Origin of the sequence: Flavobacterium procerum, from assembly GCF_042431625.1 — a bacterium.
Taxonomy (GTDB): domain Bacteria; phylum Bacteroidota; class Bacteroidia; order Flavobacteriales; family Flavobacteriaceae; genus Flavobacterium; species Flavobacterium procerum.
This window is the reverse complement of sequence record NZ_JBHLYW010000032.1, coordinates 308,152-329,931: the sequence shown is the minus strand read 5'-3', so window position 1 is coordinate 329,931 and position 21,780 is coordinate 308,152. Positions and strand designations below refer to the sequence as shown.

24 protein-coding genes are annotated in these 21,780 nt (G+C 33.4%); 12 read left to right on the top strand and 12 right to left on the bottom strand.

Annotated elements, in window-relative coordinates; all coding sequences use genetic code 11:
* The first annotated feature begins 6 nt into the window (after nt 1–6).
* Nucleotides 7–951, top strand: a complete 945-nt coding sequence (locus ACFFLS_RS25610) for a CPBP family intramembrane glutamic endopeptidase (RefSeq protein WP_379682797.1) — start codon at nt 7–9, stop codon at nt 949–951.
* Nucleotides 932–1,975, top strand: a complete 1,044-nt coding sequence (locus ACFFLS_RS25605; protein WP_379682796.1) for an AMP-binding protein — start codon at nt 932–934, stop codon at nt 1,973–1,975. Before ACFFLS_RS25610 ends, ACFFLS_RS25605 begins: the two co-directional genes overlap by 20 nt.
* A 160-nt stretch (nt 1,976–2,135) precedes the next feature.
* On the opposite strand, the gene ACFFLS_RS25600 is transcribed toward ACFFLS_RS25605, so the two are convergent.
* From ACFFLS_RS25600 to ACFFLS_RS25590, 3 genes are all read right to left on the bottom strand, one after another.
* Nucleotides 2,136–3,350 carry an RsmB/NOP family class I SAM-dependent RNA methyltransferase gene (locus ACFFLS_RS25600; RefSeq protein ID WP_379682795.1) on the bottom strand — a complete coding sequence of 405 codons (1,215 nt, stop codon included), beginning with the start codon at nt 3,348–3,350 and terminating at the stop codon, nt 2,136–2,138.
* A gap of 136 nt (nt 3,351–3,486) precedes the next feature.
* A complete protein-coding gene (locus tag ACFFLS_RS25595) occupies nt 3,487–5,466 on the bottom strand; it encodes a KUP/HAK/KT family potassium transporter (RefSeq protein WP_379682794.1) in 1,980 nt (659 codons plus the stop codon).
* A gap of 123 nt (nt 5,467–5,589) precedes the next feature.
* A complete protein-coding gene (locus ACFFLS_RS25590) occupies nt 5,590–6,894 on the bottom strand; it encodes a hypothetical protein (RefSeq protein WP_379682793.1) in 1,305 nt (434 codons plus the stop codon).
* A gap of 124 nt (nt 6,895–7,018) precedes the next feature.
* On the opposite strand from ACFFLS_RS25590, the gene ACFFLS_RS25585 reads away from it, so the two are divergent.
* On the top strand, nt 7,019–8,080 hold the full coding sequence (locus tag ACFFLS_RS25585) for a WD40/YVTN/BNR-like repeat-containing protein (protein ID WP_379682792.1): 1,062 nt from the start codon (nt 7,019–7,021) through the stop codon (nt 8,078–8,080).
* A gap of 94 nt (nt 8,081–8,174) precedes the next feature.
* Here the strand turns inward: ACFFLS_RS25585 and ACFFLS_RS25580 are convergent, their stop codons facing one another.
* The 5 genes from ACFFLS_RS25580 to ACFFLS_RS25560 all read right to left on the bottom strand — a co-directional run bounded on the left by ACFFLS_RS25580 (nt 8,175) and on the right by ACFFLS_RS25560 (nt 11,195).
* Nucleotides 8,175–8,633 carry a sensor of ECF-type sigma factor gene (locus ACFFLS_RS25580; protein WP_379682791.1) on the bottom strand — a complete coding sequence of 153 codons (459 nt, stop codon included), beginning with the start codon at nt 8,631–8,633 and terminating at the stop codon, nt 8,175–8,177.
* A gap of 14 nt (nt 8,634–8,647) precedes the next feature.
* On the bottom strand, nt 8,648–9,061 hold the full coding sequence (locus tag ACFFLS_RS25575; RefSeq protein ID WP_379682790.1) for a hypothetical protein: 414 nt from the start codon (nt 9,059–9,061) through the stop codon (nt 8,648–8,650).
* A gap of 33 nt (nt 9,062–9,094) precedes the next feature.
* A complete protein-coding gene (locus tag ACFFLS_RS25570) occupies nt 9,095–9,637 on the bottom strand; it encodes an RNA polymerase sigma factor (RefSeq protein ID WP_379682789.1) in 543 nt (180 codons plus the stop codon).
* Between the two features lie 69 nt (nt 9,638–9,706).
* The gene (locus ACFFLS_RS25565; RefSeq protein WP_379682788.1) at nt 9,707–10,879 is read right to left on the bottom strand and encodes an SRPBCC family protein; all 1,173 of its coding nucleotides are present in this window, start codon (nt 10,877–10,879) and stop codon (nt 9,707–9,709) included.
* A gap of 127 nt (nt 10,880–11,006) precedes the next feature.
* Nucleotides 11,007–11,195, bottom strand: a complete 189-nt coding sequence (locus tag ACFFLS_RS25560; RefSeq protein WP_379682787.1) for a hypothetical protein — start codon at nt 11,193–11,195, stop codon at nt 11,007–11,009.
* Between the two features lie 144 nt (nt 11,196–11,339).
* Here ACFFLS_RS25560 and ACFFLS_RS25555 point away from each other — a divergent pair, with 144 nt between their 5' ends.
* Complete coding sequence (locus ACFFLS_RS25555) at nt 11,340–11,720, top strand: pyrophosphohydrolase domain-containing protein (protein ID WP_379682786.1); 381 nt, start codon at nt 11,340–11,342, stop codon at nt 11,718–11,720.
* Between the two features lie 57 nt (nt 11,721–11,777).
* Here the strand turns inward: ACFFLS_RS25555 and ACFFLS_RS25550 are convergent, their stop codons facing one another.
* The gene (locus ACFFLS_RS25550; protein WP_379682785.1) at nt 11,778–12,848 is read right to left on the bottom strand and encodes a branched-chain amino acid aminotransferase; all 1,071 of its coding nucleotides are present in this window, start codon (nt 12,846–12,848) and stop codon (nt 11,778–11,780) included.
* Nucleotides 12,849–13,156: 308 nt separating this feature from the next.
* Here ACFFLS_RS25550 and mnmC2 point away from each other — a divergent pair, with 308 nt between their 5' ends.
* Both mnmC2 and ACFFLS_RS25540 read left to right on the top strand, forming a co-directional pair.
* Nucleotides 13,157–13,822, top strand: a complete 666-nt coding sequence (mnmC2, locus tag ACFFLS_RS25545; RefSeq protein ID WP_379682784.1) for a tRNA (5-methylaminomethyl-2-thiouridine)(34)-methyltransferase MnmC2 — start codon at nt 13,157–13,159, stop codon at nt 13,820–13,822.
* A gap of 165 nt (nt 13,823–13,987) precedes the next feature.
* Complete coding sequence (locus ACFFLS_RS25540) at nt 13,988–14,185, top strand: hypothetical protein (RefSeq protein ID WP_379682783.1); 198 nt, start codon at nt 13,988–13,990, stop codon at nt 14,183–14,185.
* A gap of 27 nt (nt 14,186–14,212) precedes the next feature.
* On the opposite strand, the gene ACFFLS_RS25535 is transcribed toward ACFFLS_RS25540, so the two are convergent.
* Nucleotides 14,213–15,160: a LysR substrate-binding domain-containing protein gene (locus ACFFLS_RS25535; protein WP_379682782.1), complete on the bottom strand. Its 948-nt coding sequence runs from the start codon at nt 15,158–15,160 to the stop codon at nt 14,213–14,215.
* A 108-nt stretch (nt 15,161–15,268) separates the two neighbouring features.
* Between ACFFLS_RS25535 and ACFFLS_RS25530 the strand changes: the two genes are divergently transcribed.
* The 4 genes from ACFFLS_RS25530 (at nt 15,269) to can (ending at nt 18,635) form a co-directional block, all read left to right on the top strand.
* Nucleotides 15,269–15,748 (top strand): Dps family protein, encoded by a 480-nt coding sequence (locus ACFFLS_RS25530; RefSeq protein ID WP_379682781.1) that lies wholly within the window; start codon nt 15,269–15,271, stop codon nt 15,746–15,748.
* Between the two features lie 122 nt (nt 15,749–15,870).
* Entirely contained in the window at nt 15,871–16,152 is a 282-nt protein-coding gene (locus ACFFLS_RS25525; protein WP_379683388.1) for a hypothetical protein, read from the top strand.
* Between the two features lie 78 nt (nt 16,153–16,230).
* Nucleotides 16,231–17,883 (top strand): SulP family inorganic anion transporter, encoded by a 1,653-nt coding sequence (locus tag ACFFLS_RS25520; RefSeq protein ID WP_379682780.1) that lies wholly within the window; start codon nt 16,231–16,233, stop codon nt 17,881–17,883.
* Nucleotides 17,884–17,999: 116 nt separating this feature from the next.
* Complete coding sequence (gene can / locus ACFFLS_RS25515; protein WP_379682779.1) at nt 18,000–18,635, top strand: carbonate dehydratase; 636 nt, start codon at nt 18,000–18,002, stop codon at nt 18,633–18,635.
* Between the two features lie 42 nt (nt 18,636–18,677).
* On the opposite strand, the gene ACFFLS_RS25510 is transcribed toward can, so the two are convergent.
* Nucleotides 18,678–19,880, bottom strand: coding sequence for an LETM1-related biofilm-associated protein (locus ACFFLS_RS25510; protein WP_379682778.1), 1,203 nt, complete (start codon nt 19,878–19,880; stop codon nt 18,678–18,680).
* Nucleotides 19,881–19,999: 119 nt separating this feature from the next.
* Nucleotides 20,000–20,527, bottom strand: a complete 528-nt coding sequence (locus ACFFLS_RS25505; protein ID WP_379682777.1) for a superoxide dismutase family protein — start codon at nt 20,525–20,527, stop codon at nt 20,000–20,002.
* Between the two features lie 214 nt (nt 20,528–20,741).
* On the opposite strand from ACFFLS_RS25505, the gene ACFFLS_RS25500 reads away from it, so the two are divergent.
* Entirely contained in the window at nt 20,742–21,176 is a 435-nt protein-coding gene (locus ACFFLS_RS25500; protein ID WP_379682776.1) for an META domain-containing protein, read from the top strand.
* Between the two features lie 26 nt (nt 21,177–21,202).
* Entirely contained in the window at nt 21,203–21,721 is a 519-nt protein-coding gene (locus ACFFLS_RS25495; protein ID WP_379682775.1) for a DUF4251 domain-containing protein, read from the top strand.
* The last annotated feature ends 59 nt before the right edge of the window (nt 21,722–21,780 follow it).

The following is a 21,780-nucleotide window of genomic DNA, read 5'->3' as shown; positions in this document are numbered from 1 at the left end:
TAAAATATGTTTTTAGAACAAGGAATAAAACCTGAAAATGATTTTTGGAAATACCTTTTAGGGTCTGTTTTTATCATTGCGGCATCATTTATAGGACAAATTCCGCTTTCTGCAGCGGTACTTTACAAGAGTTTTGTTGAAAACAAGCCTTTCCCCACAACTGATGAAGAGGTTATGAAGATGTTCGAGTCTAATATGACCTTGTTTCTCGTAATGATATCGTTTGTTTTTGCCTTTGTCGGAATTTATTTTGTTGTAAAATATATTCACCATCAGACCATATTGTCGATAACAACATCGCGTACAAAAGTTGACTGGAAAAGAATTTGGTTTTCATTTTTTTTGTGGTCTCTCTTTTCAATTGTTAGTTTTTTGTTTGTGTATTTAAAGTCTCCAGAACATTTTGTATTCAATTTTAATTTAATTCCTTTTTTAATTCTGATTGTGATTGCTTCGCTTCTGATTCCCATTCAGACCAGTACAGAAGAATATGTTTTTAGAGGATATTTAATGCAAGGATTTGCCAATCTTTCGTACAATAGATGGTTTCCGCTTCTTATGACGTCTGTAATTTTTGGCACGATGCATATTTTTAATCCAGAAGTTGCCAAAATGGGAAAAATCATAATGGTTTATTATATAGGAACAGGTTTGTTCTTGGGGATTATTACTTTAATGGATGAAGGAATGGAGCTGGCACTAGGTTTTCATGCGGCAAATAATCTTGTTGGAGCGTTATTAGTAACATCAGATTGGACTGTTTTTCAGACTCATTCAATTTTTATCGATCGTTCAGAACCGTCTGCCGGATTAGACGTAATTCTTCCGGTGTTAATCATTTATCCGATTTTGCTTTTTATTTTCAGCAGAAAATACGGCTGGAAAAATTGGAAAGAAAAACTTAGTGGAAATATTAATAAATTTGAAAATCATGTTAAATTTAAATCATAAAAACGTTCATAATTATTTTAAATTAAATGGATATCATTTAAATGCAAAAGATTTATGCCGTGTCGGATATAGTTTCATTAAAGAAGGAGATGCCTACGAACAGTCAATCGGCGAGTTTTTTCTGGATTGGTTTGATGAAAAAGAATATATCGAAATGACGACATCCGGCACTACCGGATTGCCGAAATTGGTGCGTTTAGAAAAAAAAGCCATGATTTATTCTGCTCTTGCAACGGGGGATTTTTTTGGATTAAGGCCAGGAAACAGAGCTTTATTATGTCTGCCGACGCAGTTTATTGCGGGAAAAATGATGCTGGTGCGTAGTTTGATTCTAGGTTTAGAATTGGATGTTGTTTCGCCAAGTCTGCATCCGCTAGAGCTCAATAAAACGGTTTACGATTTTGCAGCGATGGTTCCTTTACAGGTTCAGAACTCTATCGATAAATTAGGAGCTGTACGAAAATTGATTATTGGCGGTGCAAAACTTGATTCTTCTCTTGAAGAAAGGCTTTTGCCGCTTAAAACCGAAATTTATGAAACTTACGGAATGACCGAAACCATTACGCATATTGCGGCTAAACGTTTGGGAGATTCTGTTTTTTCTGTTCTGCCGAATGTAAAAATAGCTCAGGATGACCGTGAGTGTTTGGTAATAAATGTATCGACAATTTCTGATGGGCCAATTATAACAAATGATTTGGTTGAATTAAGAAATGACCATCAATTTGTATTTCTTGGACGAATAGACAACGTAATCAATAGTGGAGGAGTAAAGCTGATTCCAGAACAAATCGAAGCCAAATTGATTGGAAAAATAAACGATAGATTCTTTGTAACAGGACTTCCAGATACTACTTTGGGAGAGAAATTAGTTTTGGTTATTGAAGGAGAAAAACAGGATTTTCCTGCTGGCTTTTTTGATGTTTTGGGAAAATATGAAAAACCAAAAGAAATTATTTTTGTTTCTAAATTCAAAGAAAATGAAAATGGAAAACTACTCCGTAAACCAACTTTACAGTCGTAAATTCCAATATTTTAAATTCCGAATTCCAAACTTTGACAAAGTTGATGCGAAAGGGCAATAAAAATAAAAAATCCAAATTCCAAGTTTAAAATTGGAATTTGGATTTTTAGTATCGAGTCATTCCAAAACAAATTGGAATCTGGAATTTGAGTATTGGAATTTATTTCTTGCGTTCCATCAATGCCATATAGAACCCGTCAAAACCAGATTCTGAAGCCAGCATTTTGCGATCTTCGATAAAAGTAAATTGTTGTCCGATTTCTGTTTTTAAGAATTTCTCTACCTGCTCTTGATTTTCTGATGGCAATACAGAACAAGTTGCATAAACTAATTTACCACCTGGTTTTACAATTTTAGAATAACTCTCTAAAACTTCGCTTTGAACTTTACGGATATTATCGATAAATTCAGGCTGTAATTTCCATTTAGAATCTGGATTTCTTTTTAAAACTCCTAATCCGCTACAAGGTGCATCAATTAAAACACGATCCGCTTTTTCGTGTAGTTTTTTTATCACTTTTGTGCTGTCAATAATACGATATTCAATATTGAAAGCGCCGTTTCTTTTGGCTCTTAGTTTTAATTGCTTTAATTTACTTTCATACAAATCCATTGCAATCAACTGTCCTTTGTTTTCCATTAAAGAAGCCATGTGCAATGTTTTTCCACCAGCACCAGCACAAGTATCCACTACGCGCATTCCTGGTTTTACGTCCAGAAATCCTGCAACTAATTGTGAGTTGGCATCTTGAACTTCAAAAAGACCTTGTTTAAAAGCATCAGTTAAAAATACATTCGCTCTTTCTTTTAAGACAAGAGCTTCTGGCTGGTCTTTTAAATATTCTGTTTCAATATTCAAATCCATTAAAGTGTTTCGAAGGCTTTCTTTAGTTCCTTTTAAAGTGTTAGTTCTTAAGATAACTTTTGCCGGCTGATTCTGAGCAGCAATTTCTTTTGACCAAACTTTTTCACCTAATTCTTTTAAGCCCAATTCGTCCATCCAGTCTGGAATAGATTCTTTTAGCGCTCTATTTTTAGATAATTCGTCAAAACGGCCTTTTATTTTTCTTTCTGGAGTTCCTTCCAATTGTCTCCAATCTGGAATTGGATAACCGCGAAGAACAGCCCAAACGGCAAACATTCTCCATAAATTATCTCTGTCATAAGGTTCCTTAACTTCTGCAATTTCAGCGTATAATCGTTTCCATCGAACAATCTCATATATGGTTTCAGCAACAAATTTACGGTCAGAACTTCCCCAACGTTTGTCTTTTTTTAATGCTCTAGCTACAACTTTGTCTGCATATTCTCCTTCATTGAAAATAGCATTCAAAGAATCAATTGTCGTATAAACTAAATTTCTGTGTAATCTCATTTTATTAATTTGAAGTGCAAAGGTAGTATTAATTGATTGAAAGTTAAATTTTTAATACTGAATCTTATTTTTGATTCTCATTAAAAGAAAAAACACTCTAATAAAGAGTGTTTTTTTTGAAATATTTTGGAAGCTTTTATTCTTTAGAAACTATACGCGTTAATCCAATATTTTCTGGAGCATGAAGCACCATTGGGAATTTCTCTACTTTAACAGAACTGCTGTCTAAGCCAAAAGCTCTTTCCTCAGACAAACTCAGTTTTTTGATAAAGAAATAAGAGTTCATGATGATGTTTTCGTGCCATCTTAAATCGTTATCATTCGAAAGGAATTTCTCAGACAATACAAATTTGAAGTCTCCGATAATATTGTTTTTGTTTAAAGACTCATAACGGCTAGTAATATCAACTTCGCCGCGTTTTACCATGTCTTTGATTACTTCTCTAAACATCAAATTGATTTTGGTTGGTTCTCTAAAACCTAAATTGAAATCAATTCTGTAGATGTCATCCTTAGCGATTTCTGTAACTTTATATTGTGTTTTATAAGGTTCGGTCAAAATGTTAACGTGAACAAACCAATAGATATCGGCTCTTTTCGGACGTTTTTGAAGGATAGAGTAGATGATTTTTTCCTCCAGTTCATCTACACGATTTGCATTTGTCATGTAAACCAAATGTGTCGCGTATTTTGGAATTGATAAATCTTGACTTAATTCTACTAAAACTTGTTTGTAATCGTCAATCTTAACTACTTTAGTGTAATTCTTGTTGATTTTCTTAGCCAAATACCAGATTGTCATTACCGAAATCAATAAGCTGGCAATAATCAAAGTTACATAACCTCCTTCGGCAAATTTGGTGATATTGGCGAAAAGGAAACTAAATTCGATTACTAAGTAAATGGTAATCAGCGGTACCATAAAGTACAGTTTTACACGCTTCATAATCAAATAATAATTCAAAAGAATCGTGGTCATAATCATACAAAGAATAATGGCCAAACCGTAAGCATGTTCCATATTTCCTGATTTTTCGAAGTGTAAAACAATTCCAACACAACCAAAAAATAATAACCAGTTAATTGAAGGAATGTACAATTGACCTTTTACTTCTGTAGGATATTTGATTTTTACTTTAGGCCAGAAATTCAAACGCATTGCCTCGTTGATCAAAGTAAACGAACCGCTAATCAATGCCTGAGATGCTATTACAGCAGCTAAAGTTGCTACTACAATTCCGAATGGTAAAAACCAATGCGGCATTATTAAATAAAACGGATTGCCATTTTCTCCACCCAATTGTTGTAAAGTACTTCCTTCGTGATGAATTAAGTAAGCTGCTTGTCCGAAATAATTCAAAACAAGAGTTGTCTTAACAAAAATCCAGCTGATTCTGATGTTTTTTCTGCCACAGTGTCCCATGTCAGAATAAAGAGCTTCGGCTCCAGTTGTACATAAAAATACAAATCCAAGAACAAAGAAGCCATCAGGATGAATAGAAAGTAAATGATAAGCATAATAAGGATTTATGGCCTTGATAACTTCAGGGAAATTGATAATCTGAATAGCTCCTAGTGTTCCCAGCATCGCAAACCAAATCATCATCATTGGAGCAAAAAACTTACCTACAAGTTTAGTTCCAAATTGCTGAATGGTAAATAAGACAAATAAAATGCTAATTACAATATAAACAATGGTTTGGGTTTTCATGGTTGGATAAAACGCCCTAATTCCTTCAACTGCAGAAGAAATCGAGATTGGAGGTGTAATGATACCATCCGCGAGAAGTGCGCTTCCTCCAATAATTGCTGGCACTATGAGCCATTGAATCTTTGTCTTTTTAACTAGTGCGTACAAGGCAAAAATTCCTCCTTCGCCATGGTTGTCAGCACTTAAGGTAATAAGTACATATTTTAGTGTAGTTTGTAAAGTCAAGGTCCAGAAAACACACGATATACCTCCTAAAACAATATCTGCATTTATGCTGTGTTCGCCAAGAATGGCCTTCATTACGTACAATGGAGAAGTTCCTATGTCTCCGTATATTATCCCTAATGTAATCAATAAACCCCCTATAGTCAACTTACTATGTAAGTTTTTATGCGATGCGCTCATGTGTGTTTTTATAAAAGACGGTTGCAAATTTACTGTTTTAAAACAAATTAGCGTCAATTATAATTAAAAAGATAAAAAAAAGCACAATCCTAAAAATTGTGCTTTTAATTTTACTAAATATTGTTAACCTCTTCTGCCGCCACCGCCTCTAGAATTAGAGCTATTATCTCTCTGCGGCTGTCCGCCACCTCTAGATTCTGGGCTTACTCTAGGAGATTCTGAACGCTGCATTGTTTGCTGCGGTCTTGCAGAGTTTGATCTGCTTTCATTTGAAGATCTACTTTCAGAATAACCTCTTGATGGCTCAGATTTTTGATTGTTTGAAGCTCGCTGTGAATTCATTCTGTTTTCGTTTGAACCATTTGTTCGCGATTCTGTTCTCGTTTCTGTTCTTGGAGCACTTTCAACTCTTGGCGTATTTGATCTGTTTTCAGAATAACTTCTATTGTCATTTCTAGATTTAGTTCTCGGACTGTTTTCAACGCGAACAGGATTATTTGGTTTTGCTGTATTGTCTCTGTTTACAGTCGGACGGTTCGAATTGTAGTTTCTATCGCCAGAAGTTCTAGAAGAATTGTTTCTGTTATCAGCATACGTTCTGTTATTGTTTCTGTTTTCGTACGAATTTGATCTAGAAGAATTGTTTCTGTTTGTGTTATAGCTGTTTCTGTTGCTTTCTCTGTTTGCAACTCGTCTTTGATCTAGTTCATATCTGTTGTTTATATTCGAATGTCTTTGAGCAAAACTATAGTTCGGACGAATTTTTTCGTAACCATAAGAACGTCTTGTTTCATAAATTACAGGAGCTCTGTAGCTTCTTCTAACATTTACATAATTGTAATGGTTGTTTACGTTGATACAGATATTGATGTTGTTTCTGTATCTATAAACTGGGTAAGGTCTCCATGTGGTGTAATACGTTGGATAGTATCCCCAATACCAAGTTGAATAATAAGGTCTGTAATTGGTAACCCAGAAAGAGGTGTAAATTACAGGAGCCACATTGTAAACAGGCTCATAAATATAGTTGGCACCATATAAATAAGAGTTCCCAACTACCTGAACACTTACTTTGTTGTAATTGTCTCTTTCGACATCTATAGTGGCAACATCTTGATATACATCACGGTCAAGTACAGCCTGAATAATTACAACATGAGTTCTGTCTTCTACACTCTCGATTACTCGAAGATAATCTACTTCATCGTCACCATTTAAGTCAAGGTTTGATAACTGATATTTCGGATCATTTAATCGTCTTTCGAAATCTTGAAGATTTGCTGATTCTCCAAAAATAGAGGCAACGGCTCTTAAATCTAAATTATCACTAATATCTGAATTCTTTGCGTATACAGTAGTTTGGCTTTGCAATTTTGATGAGCTAAAACCTAAAGTAAGCAGGGCTAAAAAAAGTAATTTGGCTTTCATGGCAAATCATATTAAAGTTTAATATTGTGGAATATTCAATTACTGTGCCAGAAAAAAACATAAAATAAATTTTAGATGTTGTAAATAATTGTATTTTAGCAAAACCCTAAATTTTTTATTTATTATGAAAAAAATAATACTATGTTTTGGCGCTTTCGCTTTGTTGATGTCTTTTAAATCTCCTGTCTGTAAAGATTTGGTGAAGTTTAATAATTGGTTTTCAGTTGTTGAAGTTGATACATTGATTAAGGACAGAATCAGCATTCGTGCCATTTCAATTGATAAAAACAGAGTTTGGTATGGCGCTGATAATTCTCGTTTCGGCTATTACGACCTCGATAAAAACCAAAAATTCGAAGAACATATCTATCGCGATACGCTTAAATTGGAGTTTAGAAGTATTGCTCAAACTCAAAAAAGCGTTTTTTTATTAAGTATCGGTAATCCAGCTTTATTATATCAAGTAGACAAAAAAACGCAAAAAGTAAAATTGGTTTATAAAGAAGTAAATTCGAAAGTGTTTTATGATAGTATGCAGTTTTGGAATGAAAAAGAAGGAATTGCTGTAGGAGATCCTACAGAAGATACTTTTTCGGTTATCATAACCCGTGATGGCGGAGAAACTTGGACTAAACTTTTATCAGATAAACTTCCTACTAACGCTCAGGGAGAAGCCGCTTTTGCATCTAGTAATACCAATATCGTAGTTAAAGGAAATGACACCTGGCTGGTTTCTGGAGGAAAAAAATCAAGAGTGTTTTATTCTCCAGACAAAGGAAAAACGTGGAAGGCAATAGATACGCCAATCGTTCAAGGTCAACAAATGACCGGTATTTTTACTGCAGACTTTTTTGATGAAAAACAAGGATTTATTGCTGGAGGAAATTTTGACGAACCTGAAAAAAACTCAGACAATAAAGCGTTCACCAAAGATGGCGGAAAAACTTGGGAATTAATCGGGCAGGGACAAGGTTTTGGATATTCTTCTTGTATACAGTATGTTCCTGGCGGAAACGGTCAAGAACTCGTATCTGTAGGGTCAACAGGAATTTACTACACAACAGATGGTGGCGCGAGCTGGGTTCAGTTATCTCCAACTACAAGATTTTTCAGTATTCGTTTTATCAATAAGAATACGGCAATTGCTTCAGGCTATAATATTTTAGCAAGACTTCGTTTTAAATAATTAAAATAGTTTCTACTAAAAATAATAAGAACCCTAAATAATAAAGTAAGTATTATTATATAGGGTTCTTATCGCTGTTGTTATTGTAAAAGATTTAATCTTTTGCTGCTTTATCGCGGTATTGCTGCAGTAATTTTCGATTAAAATCGTCTTCTGATTTTTTAAGCTTAAGTATTTTTTTTGCCGAAAGCACCTTTTTTAGATTTGACATGTATTTTTCTTTTAACTGAAAAAGTTCTTTGTCTGTGATTTCCATTTGTGAAAGCAATGCAACAGATTCTTTTTCTGTCATTGAACTGAGATTGTCATCATCTAGTTTGTTAAGGTATGTTTTCATCTTTAAATGCCTTAATTCGAATTGTCTATCGTCATAAGCATTGTAAATTGGCCAAAATTTTTCGGCCTCTGTTGGAGTCAGCTCTAATTCAGTTGTCAAAAATGAAACTTTGAAAGCTTTAATTTTCTCTCGTTTCTCGTCTGTTTTGTTGTTTTGTGCAAAAAAAGAAAAACTTGTCAGAAAGAGCAGTAACGTTACTGTATTTTTAATTTTCATCGTTTAAGCTTTGTTTATTCAGAAATTAAGTGTTCTATATTCGGATTAGAAGATAAAATATCTTCTAGCGTTTCTTCTTCCAGAGCGACATTACTGTCCAGTTTTTGAATGTCTTTATCATCAAGTCTCTGAATTAAATCGTATTGATTGATGTTTGACTGATATGAAATATAATTTTCCAGTGTAGTTTCATCCAAATCATTTGAAGCAGATTTGTAATGGTTGACAATCGGAATCATCAAAGCAAAAACAACCGCAGCAGCTGCAAGCGTGGTTAAAACTTTTTTACGTCTGTAAAGCGGTATTACCTTAACCTGCTTCTGATTAATTTCTTCTAAAACCTTTGCCGAAAAATCATCAAAATAATGGTCCGGCGTGCTAAATCCGGATTTTATTTTCGGTTCGTTCTCTAGTTTAAATGTTTTCATAATACCAGTTAGATATATTTTGTTACAAAAGGTTTAATTTGACGTAACATATAATTCAATTTTTTTTACTGCATGATGATACGAGGCTTTTAGTGCACCGACAGAAGTGCCTAAAATTTCTGCTATTTCTTCGTATTTTAATTCTTCGAAATATTTCATTTTAAAAACCAGCTGTTGTTTTTCAGGCAACGTTACGATTGCTTTCTGCAATTTGATTTGTATTTCATCACCATCAAAATAACTGTCTGCCTTTAGATTATCGATGGTTTTATTTTGCAGATCTTCGGCGGTAATGCCGTTTAATTTCGCTTTTTGATTTAAGAATGTAAGAGCTTCGTTTGTTGCAATGCGATACATCCAGGAAAAAAGCTTGCTCTCTCCTTTAAAATTTTTAAGATACTGAAATACTTTTACAAAAGTGTTTTGCAAAACATCATCGGCATCATCATGATTCAAAACAATATTTCGTATATGATAATATAGAGGCTTCTGGTAATCTGACAAGAGCTTTTGAAACGCGGTATTCTGCGTTTTAGGATCTAATAATTGTTGTATAAATTCCTTCTCGTCTATCAAACCATTTGTTTTATAAACCTTTACTGTTAGTTAGACTGATTTAAAAACAAAAGGTTTAATGAATATGTTTTAGAATTCTGATTGCTCTTCTTCAGTAGTAGTTTTTGCTGGTTTTGGAGCAACAGGTTTTGGTTGAGCCTGTTGAGCTGGCTGCGTCTCTTGAGCCGGTTGTGTTGTTTGAGTTTCTGGCTCATAAACAGGAGCTTTTACAACAGGAACGATTTTTGGTTTGGTCGGAAAATAAATTTCAGTCATTAATTTAGACGAACCTTTAACGTCTAATTTGCTGATTGAAAGTATTTCAAGGTGTGACCAACTTAAATCAGGAGTGATTTTTTCGCTGTTGATAAAAGCAGTCGTCTTTTTGATTGCCTCGTCTCTATGAGAATAATCGCCTTTTAAGGTCGTTTTTACAGCTTCAAAACTATCTAGTTTTCCAGACGAAATATCACTTCCGGCACTAATTGAAATTTCTTTATTGATTGGAAGGCAGATTGAAATTTTCGCAAGTCCGTTTGCTGTGTCATAAGTATGGTAGATAATAAAAGGCTTACCGTTTGAAGACAAATTATTTGTTTCACTGAAATGAATCAGTTTCGGAATTACAATACGGGCATTCTTGTTTATTTTCGAAATTTCGCTTGTAAAAGTTTGTCGTATATAAGGTGTTGCAGTTTTTTTGACAAGACCGTTTACTTTTATAGCATAAGTTTTGGTTTCGTAATCTAGATTTTTGTCAATGTTTACAAGGCTTTTTTCGTAAATTGTTCCAATAACTTTGTCTGACCCGCCATGAAGTGCGGCATAAATCTTAAATAAAAAACTCATTGTGCCTTTACCTTTCCAAGTAACTTTTGTTTTTCCGTTTAAGGTATCTTTAAGTGTCCAGCTTACTGCTGCATCAGTGCCTTCGTATTTCATTTTTTGTTCAATGCTTTCTCCTTCTTTTGTATTTAAAGTGATTGCATTTCCTTTTCCTTCAGATCCTTCCCAATAAAATGAAGCGCCGTTTCCGGTCGTTTTATTCGGATAAGTCATTTTCATCGAAGGGTCTTCAACAGACCAAGATTCAAAATCTTCATAATTTCTAAAATCATTAAGGTAGCTGTAAACTGACGTTCTTGACGAATTGATGACTTTACTTCTTTCAACAGTAAAATCTCCCTTTTGGGTAGCGACAAAAACAGTAAGTGCAACAAGGCTTAATAATGATAGTAGGAACAAATATTTAAGAATCTTCATTGGTAGGTTTGTTTATTGTCGTAAAGTTATAAATTTTATCGCGAGTCTTACCTTTATAACAAATATATAATAAGTTTTATTTCTTAAACAGTGTTCTTTTTTTTAAATCAATAATTCTTAATAGAAATTATCTCTTAAAAAAGATTTTGATTGCAAATAAAGTAGCTATAAAAAGAAGAAAGACAAGCAATACTTTGTAATTTCCTTTGTAAAACACTTTGTGTAGTGCCAAATCTTTTCGATATGCAAATATCATTATGATTACAAAAACCGCAAAAAAGCAGGCACCAAATATTAACTGACCTTGACTAAACATAATTTGAATTTATTTTCGACAAATTTAAAGAATTGTAGATAAACTTCGGTTGTCTTAATGCGGTACTTATGAAATAAAACGCTTATTAGTTTTTATTGAATTGAGTAAAATGCGTACTTTTAGAAATTCAAAAAACAAAAGAATATGAAAAAACAACTCGATGCTGTTACCGAATTCCATACTGCTTTTAGAATTGGGCACAGTACGACTCCAACAACAAACTTAAGCGCAGAAAAAAAGTTGCTTCGTTATAATTTAATGAAAGAAGAAAATGAAGAATATCTTGAGGCTGTGCAAAACGATGATTTGGTAGAGATTGCAGATGCTCTGGGAGATATGATGTATATTTTATGCGGAACAATTATCGAACACGGACTTCAGGATAAGATTGAGGCGGTATTTGACGAAATTCAGCGTAGCAATATGAGTAAATTAGGCGAAGACGGCCAACCTATTTACCGTGAAGACGGTAAAGTAATGAAAGGTCCAAATTATTTTAAGCCTGATTTTTCTAAACTTTTCTAAAATACAAAACCCGATAAATATGAATTTATCGGGTTTTTTTATTGCTATTTTTTTTGATTACTGAACTTTAACTGTCCATCCAAAAGTATCTTCAGATAATTTGTTCTGTAAGCTTGTTAATTTCTCTTTTAAGAATGAAGCGTATGAATTTTCAATTGGAGTCATTTCATAATATTCTTCTTTATATGAAAAACCTTTGATTACGCTGATAACAGCAGCTGTTCCTGCTCCAAAAATTTCTTTTAGAGATCCGTTTTTTGCAGCTTCAACCAATTCAGATACAATAACAGGGCGAACTTCTACATTTAAGCCCTCTTTTTTAGCCATCTCAATCAAACTTTTTCTGGTAATACCATCCAAAATTCTTTCACTGGTTGGAGCAGTCAATAAAGTATCATTGATTCTAAAGAATACGTTCATTGTTCCAGCTTCTTCAAGTTTGGTATGCGTAGCATCATCTGTCCAGATTACTTGTTGGAAACCATCTTTATTGGCAAGGTTTGTTGGATAAAACTGTGCGGCGTAATTTCCGGCAGCCTTTGCAGCTCCAATACCGCCATTAGCGGCACGGCTGTAATGTTCTGCAATGATTACTTTTACTTCGCCTCCATAATATGCTTTTGCAGGAGAAAGTAATATCATGAATTTATATTCATCAGACGGATTTGCAATAACTCCAGGGCCTGTAGCAATCATAAAAGGACGAATGTACATACTAGCTCCGTTTCCTCTCTGGATCCAGTCTTTGTCTAGTTTTAATAATTCATTCAAACCATCCATAAATACAGATTCTGGAACTTCTGGCATTGCCATTCTTACTGCAGAATTGTTGAATCTTTTGTAGTTTTCATCAGGTCTAAACAACCAAACATCATTATTGTCATCTTTGTAAGCTTTCATTCCTTCAAAAATTGCCTGTCCGTAGTGGAAGACTTTTGAAGAAGGATCCATCAAAATGGGAGCATAAGGCTTAATGACCGGATTCTGCCATTGCCCGTCTTTAAAATCACATTCAAATAAATGGTCTGTAAAAACAGCACCAAAGCTCAGGTTATCAAAGTCTACCTCATTTATTTTTGTAGTAGCCGATTTGATGATTTCAATTTTGCTGGTTTGAGTCGTACTCATAATTATGTAAGGTTTTTATAAAATTTTCATCACTGGATAAAAATATAAAGTGATGATTTAATGTTAAATAGATTTTATTGAATGCAAAATTAAATAAAAATATATAATTTGCTTAGTAAAAGTGCATTAATTACGGGCTTTAATTGAGATTTATTTATCTTATAATAAACTCAAATATTTGCTTGTATTTTATAAAGAATTTATGAAAAAAAAGCACATTTTTAGGGCTTTACGCATTTGTTTTGATTAAATTTGACTGATAAATAGCTCAAAATGCCTTTGTGGCGAGTTGTAAATTTCTAAAAACAATGAAAAGAGAAATCATTAAGACCCTCGATGGGTCTACTACTATATTTTTGAAAGATTGGGATGAGTTTTATCATTCTAAACATGGCGCCATTCAAGAAGCAAAGCACGTATTTATAAAAAACGGTCTTGATTTGTTTGAAGATAAACCAGTAAGTATTTTAGAAATTGGTTTTGGAACGGGGTTGAATGCTTTTATTACTTTTTTGGAATCGATTAAAAAAAAGCAACATGTTGATTATGTTGGAGTAGAGGCGTTTCCTGTTGCTCCAGAAGAAGTTGTAGGAATGAATTATGTTCAAGAATTGGGAGCGGAGGAGTACAGGTCGATTTTTGAAAAAATGCATCAATATGATTGGAATGTAAAGAATACTGTAACTTCTGATTTTTCGTTAACTAAAAGAAAACAATTTTTTCACGAAATTGACGATCATGAGATTTTTGATTTGATTTACTTTGATGCCTTTGGATATCGTGTCCAGCCGGAACTTTGGAGTACGTTAATTTTTCAGAAAATGTACAATAGTCTAAAGCCTGGTGGCGTTTTAGTTACTTATGCAGCTAGAGGAGTTGTTAAAAGAAGTATGACCGAAGTCGGTTTTACAGTAGAAAAATTGGCAGGGCCTCCAGGAAAACGAGAAATGTTCAGGGCTGTTAAAAAGGTTTAAATGAGTTATTTAGAATTGTTCTATATTGATTTATATATTTTAAGAAAACGGTTTCGTTGCTAAAGTTTTTAAAAAAAATAGTTAAAATAGGATTTTATATGGGTTATTTGTTTAAATTTGGTGCGAGTTTAAAAATATAGATAACCCCAAAAATCTTATTTTATTATGTCAAAAATGATGTTTGATTACACGAAATCAATACTTGAAAGAGTTAGTTTCGATCCGGTACTTTTCTGCAAAGAGTTAGAAAAAGCTATCAAAACACTGTTACCATACGAAATGGAACAATTGCAAGAATGGTTACTAAGTTTTGTAGTCGGAAAACCAGAATTAAAACCAAGTCTACAGCTAATTAAAGTATAAAAGAAAGGAGCCTCATCGGCTCCTTTTTTATTGCGCTTTCTTTTGTAGCGGACTAATGATCTGTACATTCTGAAAAACAATTGCTCCTTTTACAACACCGGCAATTGTAGATCTGATGGCATCAATGATTTGCATTTTTAATTCGCTCTTTGGGTAAATCAAACTTACCTCTCGGGCTGGTTTTGGTTCTTTAAAGTTTCGTAGTTTCAGTTTATCTGAATCTTTTAAGTCTAAGGTATGCAGATACGGAAGTAATGTAGTGCCCAAGCCTTCGTCGGCTAATTTTATCAAAGTTTCAAAGCTTCCGCTTTGAATCTGGAAATTATTCTGGTCGATATCAGAGCCGTTTTTGCATAAATTCAAAATTCCGTCTCTAAAACAATGACCATCCTGTAAAAGCAGTATTTCATTCAAATTCAAATCAGAAACCTCAATTTCTTCTTTCTGAAAACTGCTGTGGCTTTCTGGAATATAAGCTACAAATGGTTCAAAGTATAAAACTATTTCTTTGATTTTTTCATCTTCAAGCGGTGTTGCGGCAATTGCAGCATCAAGATGTCCGTTTTTTAGCTTGGTAATGATTTCTTCTGTATTTAATTCTTCGATCAAAAGTTTGACTTTAGGATATTTTTTGATGAAATTATTCAAAAACATTGGCAGAAGAGTAGGCATGATGGTCGGAATTATTCCCAATCGAAATTCGCCACCAATAAAACCTTTTTGCTGTTCTACGATATCCTTAATTCGATCTGCTTCATTTACAATATTTTTAGCCTGATTGACGATTTTTTGGCCAATATCGGTTAGTTGAATAGGTTTTTTGCTTCGATCGAAAATCAAAATATTTAATTCTTCTTCGATTTTCTGAATTTGCATACTTAAAGTAGGCTGTGTAACAAAACATTTTTCGGCTGCAAGTGTGAAGTTTTTATGTTCGGCAACAGCTAGTACATATTGCAATTGAGTTATAGTCATTTTGATAGTAATTTTTGATGCAAAAATAAGTAAATATAATTTTTTATTATATATAAACTATAGGAGATGCTTTAAATTTGTAGTAAATTAGAAATAAAAAATGATATTATGAAGACAAATATTTTAGGATTACCAGTAAAAGAGTCAGAGTTGCTGGTTCAGGAATTAAATATATTATTATCAAATTTCCAGGTTTACTATCAGAATTTGCGAGGTATTCATTGGAACATCCGCGGTAAGCGTTTTTTTGATTTACATGTTAAATTTGAAGAATTATACACAGATGCACAGCTAAAAATTGATTTGATAGCCGAAAGAGTTTTGACAATTGGAGGAACGCCGTTGCATACTTTTGAGGATTATGTGAAGAATAATAAATTAACAGTTGGGAAGAATATTTCTAACGATGAAAAAGCCGTGCAATTAATTGTAAATTCATTGTCTGATCTTCTGAAAATTGAGAGAGGAATATTAAACAAATCAGGCGAAATCAACGATGAAGGAACCAATTCTATGATGAGTGATTTTATTGCAGAGCAGGAAAAAACAATCTGGATGATGAATGCATGGTTGGAAGAAACGCTTTAAGAGTTTGTAAATTAAATATTTAATAGCAGAATGGAATGAAAATTGCATTCTGCTTTTTTATTATTGTTAAATTTCTATAAAAATCTCTTTGATTTTATTTGTTTAACGTTATTTTTGTCTTGATGAAAATACTTGCACGCATATTATTATTCATATTTATTGCCTTCTTATCGACCCCGACTATTGTTCAGGCGTTAAAGAAAAGCAATAGTGCGGCTGTATCTTTTAGTATTGCTGAAGAAGAAGTTCATAAAGAACTTAAAAATGTAATGCATCCTTCAATTCTAGAACATGACGTTTTAATTCCGGTTTATATCGAGAAAAAAACCATCATTTCTGAAAATATTGTAAAACTAGACAATATTTCTCCGAGCATATTTGCTCCACCTCCCAATTTAGTATAATACTTCCGATTATTTGACCCCTAACCGCATTGCATAAATGTGGCAAATCTTTAATGAATAATTTTTTAGTATTGTATTATGACAAAAAAAATCAATCTTTTTGCCAACCTTAAATCTGATTTTGCTTCAGGTTTAGTGGTTTTCTTGGTGGCTCTTCCGTTGTGTTTAGGTATTGCAATGGCTTCTGGAGCCCCTTTGTTTTCCGGAATTATCGCTGGTGTAGTAGGTGGTATTGTTGTTGGATATTTAAGCCAGTCGCACATAAGTGTTTCAGGCCCAGCGGCTGGACTAACAGCTATTATTTTGACTGCAATTACTGATCTGGGAGCTTTCGATGTGTTTTTAATGTCTGTATTTATTGCTGGAGTAATTCAATTAGCCTTAGGATTTTTAAAAGCCGGAAGTATTTCAAATTATTTTCCAACTAATGTAATCGAAGGAATGTTAGCGGGTATTGGTGTTATTATCATCTTAAAACAACTTCCGCATGCATTTGGTTACGATGCCGATTTTGAAGGTGATCAGGCTTTTATTCAGAGCGACGGAAGCAATTCGTTTTCATTTCTATTTGACGTTTTAAATCATATTCATTTAGGAGCTGTTGCAGTTTCGGCAGTTTCATTAGTAATACTGCTTTCATGGGAAAAAGTTCCTTTTTTAAAAAGGCTAAAATTAGTTCCTGGTGCACTTGTGGCGGTTATTGCTGGTGTGGTTCTAAACGAAATTTTCTTGTCTTCTGGCAGTTCGTTAGCAATTGCAAAACAACATTTGGTTTCGCTTCCAGTTCCGAAGTCGTTTGATGATTTCAAGTCAATTATAATAATGCCTGATTTTACAGCGGTAGCAAATCCAAAAGTTTGGGTTGTTGGAATCACAATAGCTATTGTAGCTTCTATTGAGACTTTGTTATGTATTGAAGCTTCAGATAGAATGGATGTTCAAAAACGTTATACCAATACAAACGTTGAGCTTAAAGCACAAGGATTTGGTAATATTGTGAGTTCTCTTTTAGGAGGTCTTCCTATGACATCTGTAGTTGTGCGTTCGTCTGCCAATAATAATGCGGGTGCGAAGTCTAAAATGTCGACAATAATACATGGCTTTTTGCTATTAATCAGTGTATTATCTATACCAGTAGTTTTAAATAGAATACCACTTGCAACTTTGGCAACGGTTTTAATTTTAGTTGGATACAAATTAGCTAAGCCAGCTACGTTTAAACATTTCTGGGAAAAAGGAAAGTATCAGTTTGCTCCTTTTATTGCGACTTTAGTGGCAGTAGTTACGACAGATTTACTGAAAGGGGTTGCATTGGGAATCATCATCAGTATAATTTTTGTTCTTAGAGGAAACTTAAAACGAGCTTATAGCCTTAATAAAGAAGAATATGAGGACGGCGATGTAATTCATATTGATCTTGCACAGGAAGTTTCGTTTTTAAACAAAGCAGCCATTAAAACGACCTTAAATGATATTCCTGAAAATTCGCGCGTTGTCATCAATGCCGAAGATACAGAGTATATTGCTCATGATGTCCTGGATTTGATTCGCGAGTTTAAAGAGACCCGTGCTGTAGACGAAAATATAAAAGTAAAACTGAAAGGTTTTAAGAAAGCCTATGAACTTGAAAATTCCCCCGATCTAAACAATCATGTTACGATTGAGCATTATTACGATGTTGCCAAAAGAACAATGGTGCAGAAAGAAGTTGTAAAAGAAGGATTTAAATAAAAAGAGTAATTAAATAGTTGTTTTTGCATTTAGATAAATATCAAAATTAGATAACTTTACAAAAGTTCTCTTTTTGAGAAACCAAATAGCAGGATACTTTAAAAAAAATAAAAGAAATGAGAAAATTTTATGAGCAGTTACTAGAGAATAATAAAAAGTGGGTTGAAACTTCATTAGCAAAAGATCCTAATTATTTTGCTGATTTGGCAAAAGGACAACAGCCACCATTATTATGGATTGGATGTTCGGACAGTCGCGTTCCTGCAAACGAAATTGTTGGAGCAAAGCCTGGAGAAGTTTTTGTACACAGAAACATTGCTAATATGGTGGTTCACTCTGATATGAACATGCTAAGTGTACTGGATTATGCAGTAAATGTTTTGAAAATAAAACACATTATTGTTTGCGGACATTATGGTTGCGGTGGTGTAAAAGCGGCAATGGGAAATCAGTCTGTTGGAATTATTGATAACTGGTTGCGTCATATTAAAGATGAATACCGTTTGCATGATAAATATCTAAATTCGATTGAAGACGAAACAGAACGTTTTAATGCTTTTGTAGAAATTAATGCGAAAGAGCAAGTTTATAACTTAGCAAAAACTTCGATTGTGCAGGGAGCTTGGAAGAATGGCCAAGATTTAATGCTGCATGGATGGGTTTACGGATTAAATTCTGGTTTTGTAACCGATTTGAATGTAACCATTAGTTCTAACGAAGAATTGGATTCAGTTTATCAATTGGATCTTTAATATATAGATAAAAAAATCGCCCTCTTGAAAGGGCGATTTTTTTTATTCGTTTTCGTCTAAGTTTTCGTTAAATGCAGAAGGCAACATCGTCGGGATAAACTTGATTAATATCGGTAGTAATAAACTTCCGCCTGGAAGTAAAAATATAGTGAGCGACGGAATGGTTTTGCAAATATCCAAAAGCTGTTTTTTTACTTTCTTTTTCTCTTTAGGATCCAAATCACGAGTAGTGGAGTGGGCCAATAAAACCATTAATTCTTTACTCTGAACGATTTCCTTAATCAGTCTGTTTTTGTTTCTTACGATTAATTTCATAACGCTGTGCGTCATCTGGTCGTAAAAATGCTTTACAGGGTTTGAATAGTTAAAATATGGAATTTTCTGCTTGTGAGTCGTAATAAAATTATTCGTTGTCTCGATGCTTTTAGTAACAAAATCATCTGAAACTCCCATTGTTGACCCTAAGGAATATAAGAAATACGATTCTTCGTTTTCTACAACACCATCGCTCCATAAAGCCATTCCGGCCATATCGATTAAGTAATATTGCTCCAGTTTGTTCTGAAAATAATCAAGCTGTAGTGTTTCGAGAGTCTCAACAGTAACTTTGGAGAATTTCGAATAACGTATTGAAGCTTCAAAAAGTTTGATCAGTAAATCGTCATGCTGTGATTTAACAGTTTTAGTTTTTAATGCCAATCCCACAATTCCAAGCACGGTTTCCTCTATTCTTTTTAAGTATTTTTCTGGAATTTCTCCTAATTCAAGATATTTTCGAAATGCCAGAACATCAATAAATAAAAGTGCATTAGTTACCAGATGCGAAAAGTTTTTACTGATGATGCTGTCATTGGTCTGAACTCTTTCGTCAATGATATTTTCTAAGGATAAGGAAGGAGTATCTTTTGGTAATAAAATTTTAAATAAATTAAATCCCTCTGGACTCATTTCTTTGTAAAATTTTAAAACTTCAGAAATAAAATTATTAGGCTCAGAATTTCTTTTTTCCAGACAAAATACATGATACAGCGTATTTAAAAGGGCAACTTTGGAAATTTCGGTTTTAAACCAGCCTTTTATCGGAATAGGAACCTGAGAATCAATTGCAATGATGTGTCCGTAAATAAAGCCTGTTTCTCTTACTTTATAGTAAAAGAAATCTGGAGTCTCAAAAGGAATGGCTTCTGAAAACTTCTGTTCACTAAAGAATTTATCGATCCAGCCGTGTGCTGATGGATTAATCATTGACTTAATTTTGCTGATGCAAAGCTATATCTTTTTCTTGTTTCTGAATTAATTTTAAATGAAATAACCACTACTTTTTGTTAAAAATAGTGGTTATGTTTTTTTTTAGTCAAATATTTCTACTTAATTAATCCTGCACAAGCAACTCTGCCTCCTGCATTTCCTGTAGGTTGCGTAGTAAAGTCATCTGTTCCAGAATGTACAATTAAGCCTTTTCCTAATACATCTTTGCTGGCATCTCCACATCCTACACACCATTCATCTGTAGTAAGAGTAATAGTTCCGTTTCCTTTTGCATCTGCTGTAAAGTTTCCGATGTCACCTTTGTGATACTCTGCAGAACCCCATTTTCCGTGCTTTTTAAAAGTTGGATTCCAGTGTCCTCCCGCAGAACTTCCATCGGCAGCGCTACAATCGGCTTTTTCATGAATATGGATGGCATGAACTCCAGGTTCTAACCCAGTTATTTTTGCCGTAAAAGTTACTTTGCCATTTTTTTCGGTAAAAACTGCAGTGCCACCAACTGTACTGTTGCTTTTTGGCTCTAATGCTACAGTTAATACTTTGGCATCGTTTGATTTTGTACTGGTCTTACAGCCAATAATTAAGGCTGTAAGTATAGCGAATGAGACGATTATTTTTTTCATATATAAAGGCTTTAAATTAAAGATTAAGTAAATTTAACATAAAATAACGGAATTAATTAACTCTAAAAGTTAAAAAAAAGTCAAACTAGATGCAGAAAATTAAGTCGGATAGAGCTCAAAAAAACAGAAAATAATCCTTAAATTAGATGTGGTTAAGTGTGATGGTTAAAAAAAAAAAAATTCGTAATTTATTTATAATCAATTTTTTAATGATATGATTAAAAATGTTTTAACTCTAGTTTTCCTTTCTACAGTTTTATTTTCATGCAATTGTGCAAAAAACAAAAATGGCGATGCAGTTTCTAAACTTGAAGGGAATTGGGAACTGAATTATATAACAGGACCTAGAATAGCTTTTGAAGGATTATATCCAAATAAGAAACCAACTATAAGCTTTGATTTGAAAGAAAACAGAGTTTCGGGAAACAGCAGTTGTAATTCTTATACAGGAAAACTTGTTGTAGAAGGAAATAAAATTGATTTTACTCAGCCAATGGCAATGACCAAAATGATGTGTCTGGACGGACAGGGGGAGCAGGTTTATATGAGTACGTTGCAAAAAGTAACTTCTTACGATATAACTGATGACGGAAAAACTTTGAATCTTATTTCAGGAGATATTGCAACAATGCGCTTTGCAAAAAAATAAAAAATGAACTCAAAACAACTATGATTATGAAAAGGAAAATTGCGATTATTTTATTTTTATTATTGATTGTGAATAATGTGACAAATGCTCAGGAAAAATCTAAAAAAGAACTGAAAGCGGAACGAGAGCAACAGCAAAAACAAAAAATAAAGAGTTTAATAGATTCAAAGAGTTTTGTTTTTGAAGCACAACAACTAACACCGCAGGGAGGCAGACTTATACAGTTGGATTATAATACTTATTTTTTAAAGTTTAATACTGAGAAAACCATTTGTGATTTACCTTTTTTTGGACGAGGATTTAATGTAGGCTATGGAAATGAAGGAGGAATCAAGTTTGAGGGAAAACCCGAGGAATTAAAAGTTAACGAGAGAAAAAACGGTTGGAATCTTAAAGCGGTAGTAAAAGGCACAAATGATGTTTATAATCTCACATTTTCAATTTTTACTAATGGAAGAGCTTCATTAACTGTTATTAGTAACAATCGCGCCTCTATTTCTTACGATGGCGAAATAAGTGCTCCGAAAACTGAGTCAAATAATTGAAAAACAATTGTTTAATCTAAAATGCGTTCTATGGATTTGTGTTTATTTTCTTAGTTTTT

Coding starts and splice junctions, on each gene's coding strand:
- ACFFLS_RS25610 (WP_379682797.1), top strand. CDS start 7: ATGTTTTTAGAACAAGGAATAAAACCTGAAAATGATTTTTGGAAATAC.
- ACFFLS_RS25605 (WP_379682796.1), top strand. CDS start 932: ATGTTAAATTTAAATCATAAAAACGTTCATAATTATTTTAAATTAAAT.
- ACFFLS_RS25600 (WP_379682795.1), bottom strand. CDS start 3,350: ATGAGATTACACAGAAATTTAGTTTATACGACAATTGATTCTTTGAAT.
- ACFFLS_RS25595 (WP_379682794.1), bottom strand. CDS start 5,466: ATGAGCGCATCGCATAAAAACTTACATAGTAAGTTGACTATAGGGGGT.
- ACFFLS_RS25590 (WP_379682793.1), bottom strand. CDS start 6,894: ATGAAAGCCAAATTACTTTTTTTAGCCCTGCTTACTTTAGGTTTTAGC.
- ACFFLS_RS25585 (WP_379682792.1), top strand. CDS start 7,019: ATGAAAAAAATAATACTATGTTTTGGCGCTTTCGCTTTGTTGATGTCT.
- ACFFLS_RS25580 (WP_379682791.1), bottom strand. CDS start 8,633: ATGAAAATTAAAAATACAGTAACGTTACTGCTCTTTCTGACAAGTTTT.
- ACFFLS_RS25575 (WP_379682790.1), bottom strand. CDS start 9,061: ATGAAAACATTTAAACTAGAGAACGAACCGAAAATAAAATCCGGATTT.
- ACFFLS_RS25565 (WP_379682788.1), bottom strand. CDS start 10,879: ATGAAGATTCTTAAATATTTGTTCCTACTATCATTATTAAGCCTTGTT.
- ACFFLS_RS25560 (WP_379682787.1), bottom strand. CDS start 11,195: ATGTTTAGTCAAGGTCAGTTAATATTTGGTGCCTGCTTTTTTGCGGTT.
- ACFFLS_RS25555 (WP_379682786.1), top strand. CDS start 11,340: ATGAAAAAACAACTCGATGCTGTTACCGAATTCCATACTGCTTTTAGA.
- ACFFLS_RS25550 (WP_379682785.1), bottom strand. CDS start 12,848: ATGAGTACGACTCAAACCAGCAAAATTGAAATCATCAAATCGGCTACT.
- mnmC2 (WP_379682784.1), top strand. CDS start 13,157: ATGAAAAGAGAAATCATTAAGACCCTCGATGGGTCTACTACTATATTT.
- ACFFLS_RS25540 (WP_379682783.1), top strand. CDS start 13,988: ATGTCAAAAATGATGTTTGATTACACGAAATCAATACTTGAAAGAGTT.
- ACFFLS_RS25535 (WP_379682782.1), bottom strand. CDS start 15,160: ATGACTATAACTCAATTGCAATATGTACTAGCTGTTGCCGAACATAAA.
- ACFFLS_RS25530 (WP_379682781.1), top strand. CDS start 15,269: ATGAAGACAAATATTTTAGGATTACCAGTAAAAGAGTCAGAGTTGCTG.
- ACFFLS_RS25525 (WP_379683388.1), top strand. CDS start 15,871: ATGAAAATACTTGCACGCATATTATTATTCATATTTATTGCCTTCTTA.
- ACFFLS_RS25520 (WP_379682780.1), top strand. CDS start 16,231: ATGACAAAAAAAATCAATCTTTTTGCCAACCTTAAATCTGATTTTGCT.
- can (WP_379682779.1), top strand. CDS start 18,000: ATGAGAAAATTTTATGAGCAGTTACTAGAGAATAATAAAAAGTGGGTT.
- ACFFLS_RS25510 (WP_379682778.1), bottom strand. CDS start 19,880: ATGATTAATCCATCAGCACACGGCTGGATCGATAAATTCTTTAGTGAA.
- ACFFLS_RS25505 (WP_379682777.1), bottom strand. CDS start 20,527: ATGAAAAAAATAATCGTCTCATTCGCTATACTTACAGCCTTAATTATT.
- ACFFLS_RS25500 (WP_379682776.1), top strand. CDS start 20,742: ATGATTAAAAATGTTTTAACTCTAGTTTTCCTTTCTACAGTTTTATTT.
- ACFFLS_RS25495 (WP_379682775.1), top strand. CDS start 21,203: ATGAAAAGGAAAATTGCGATTATTTTATTTTTATTATTGATTGTGAAT.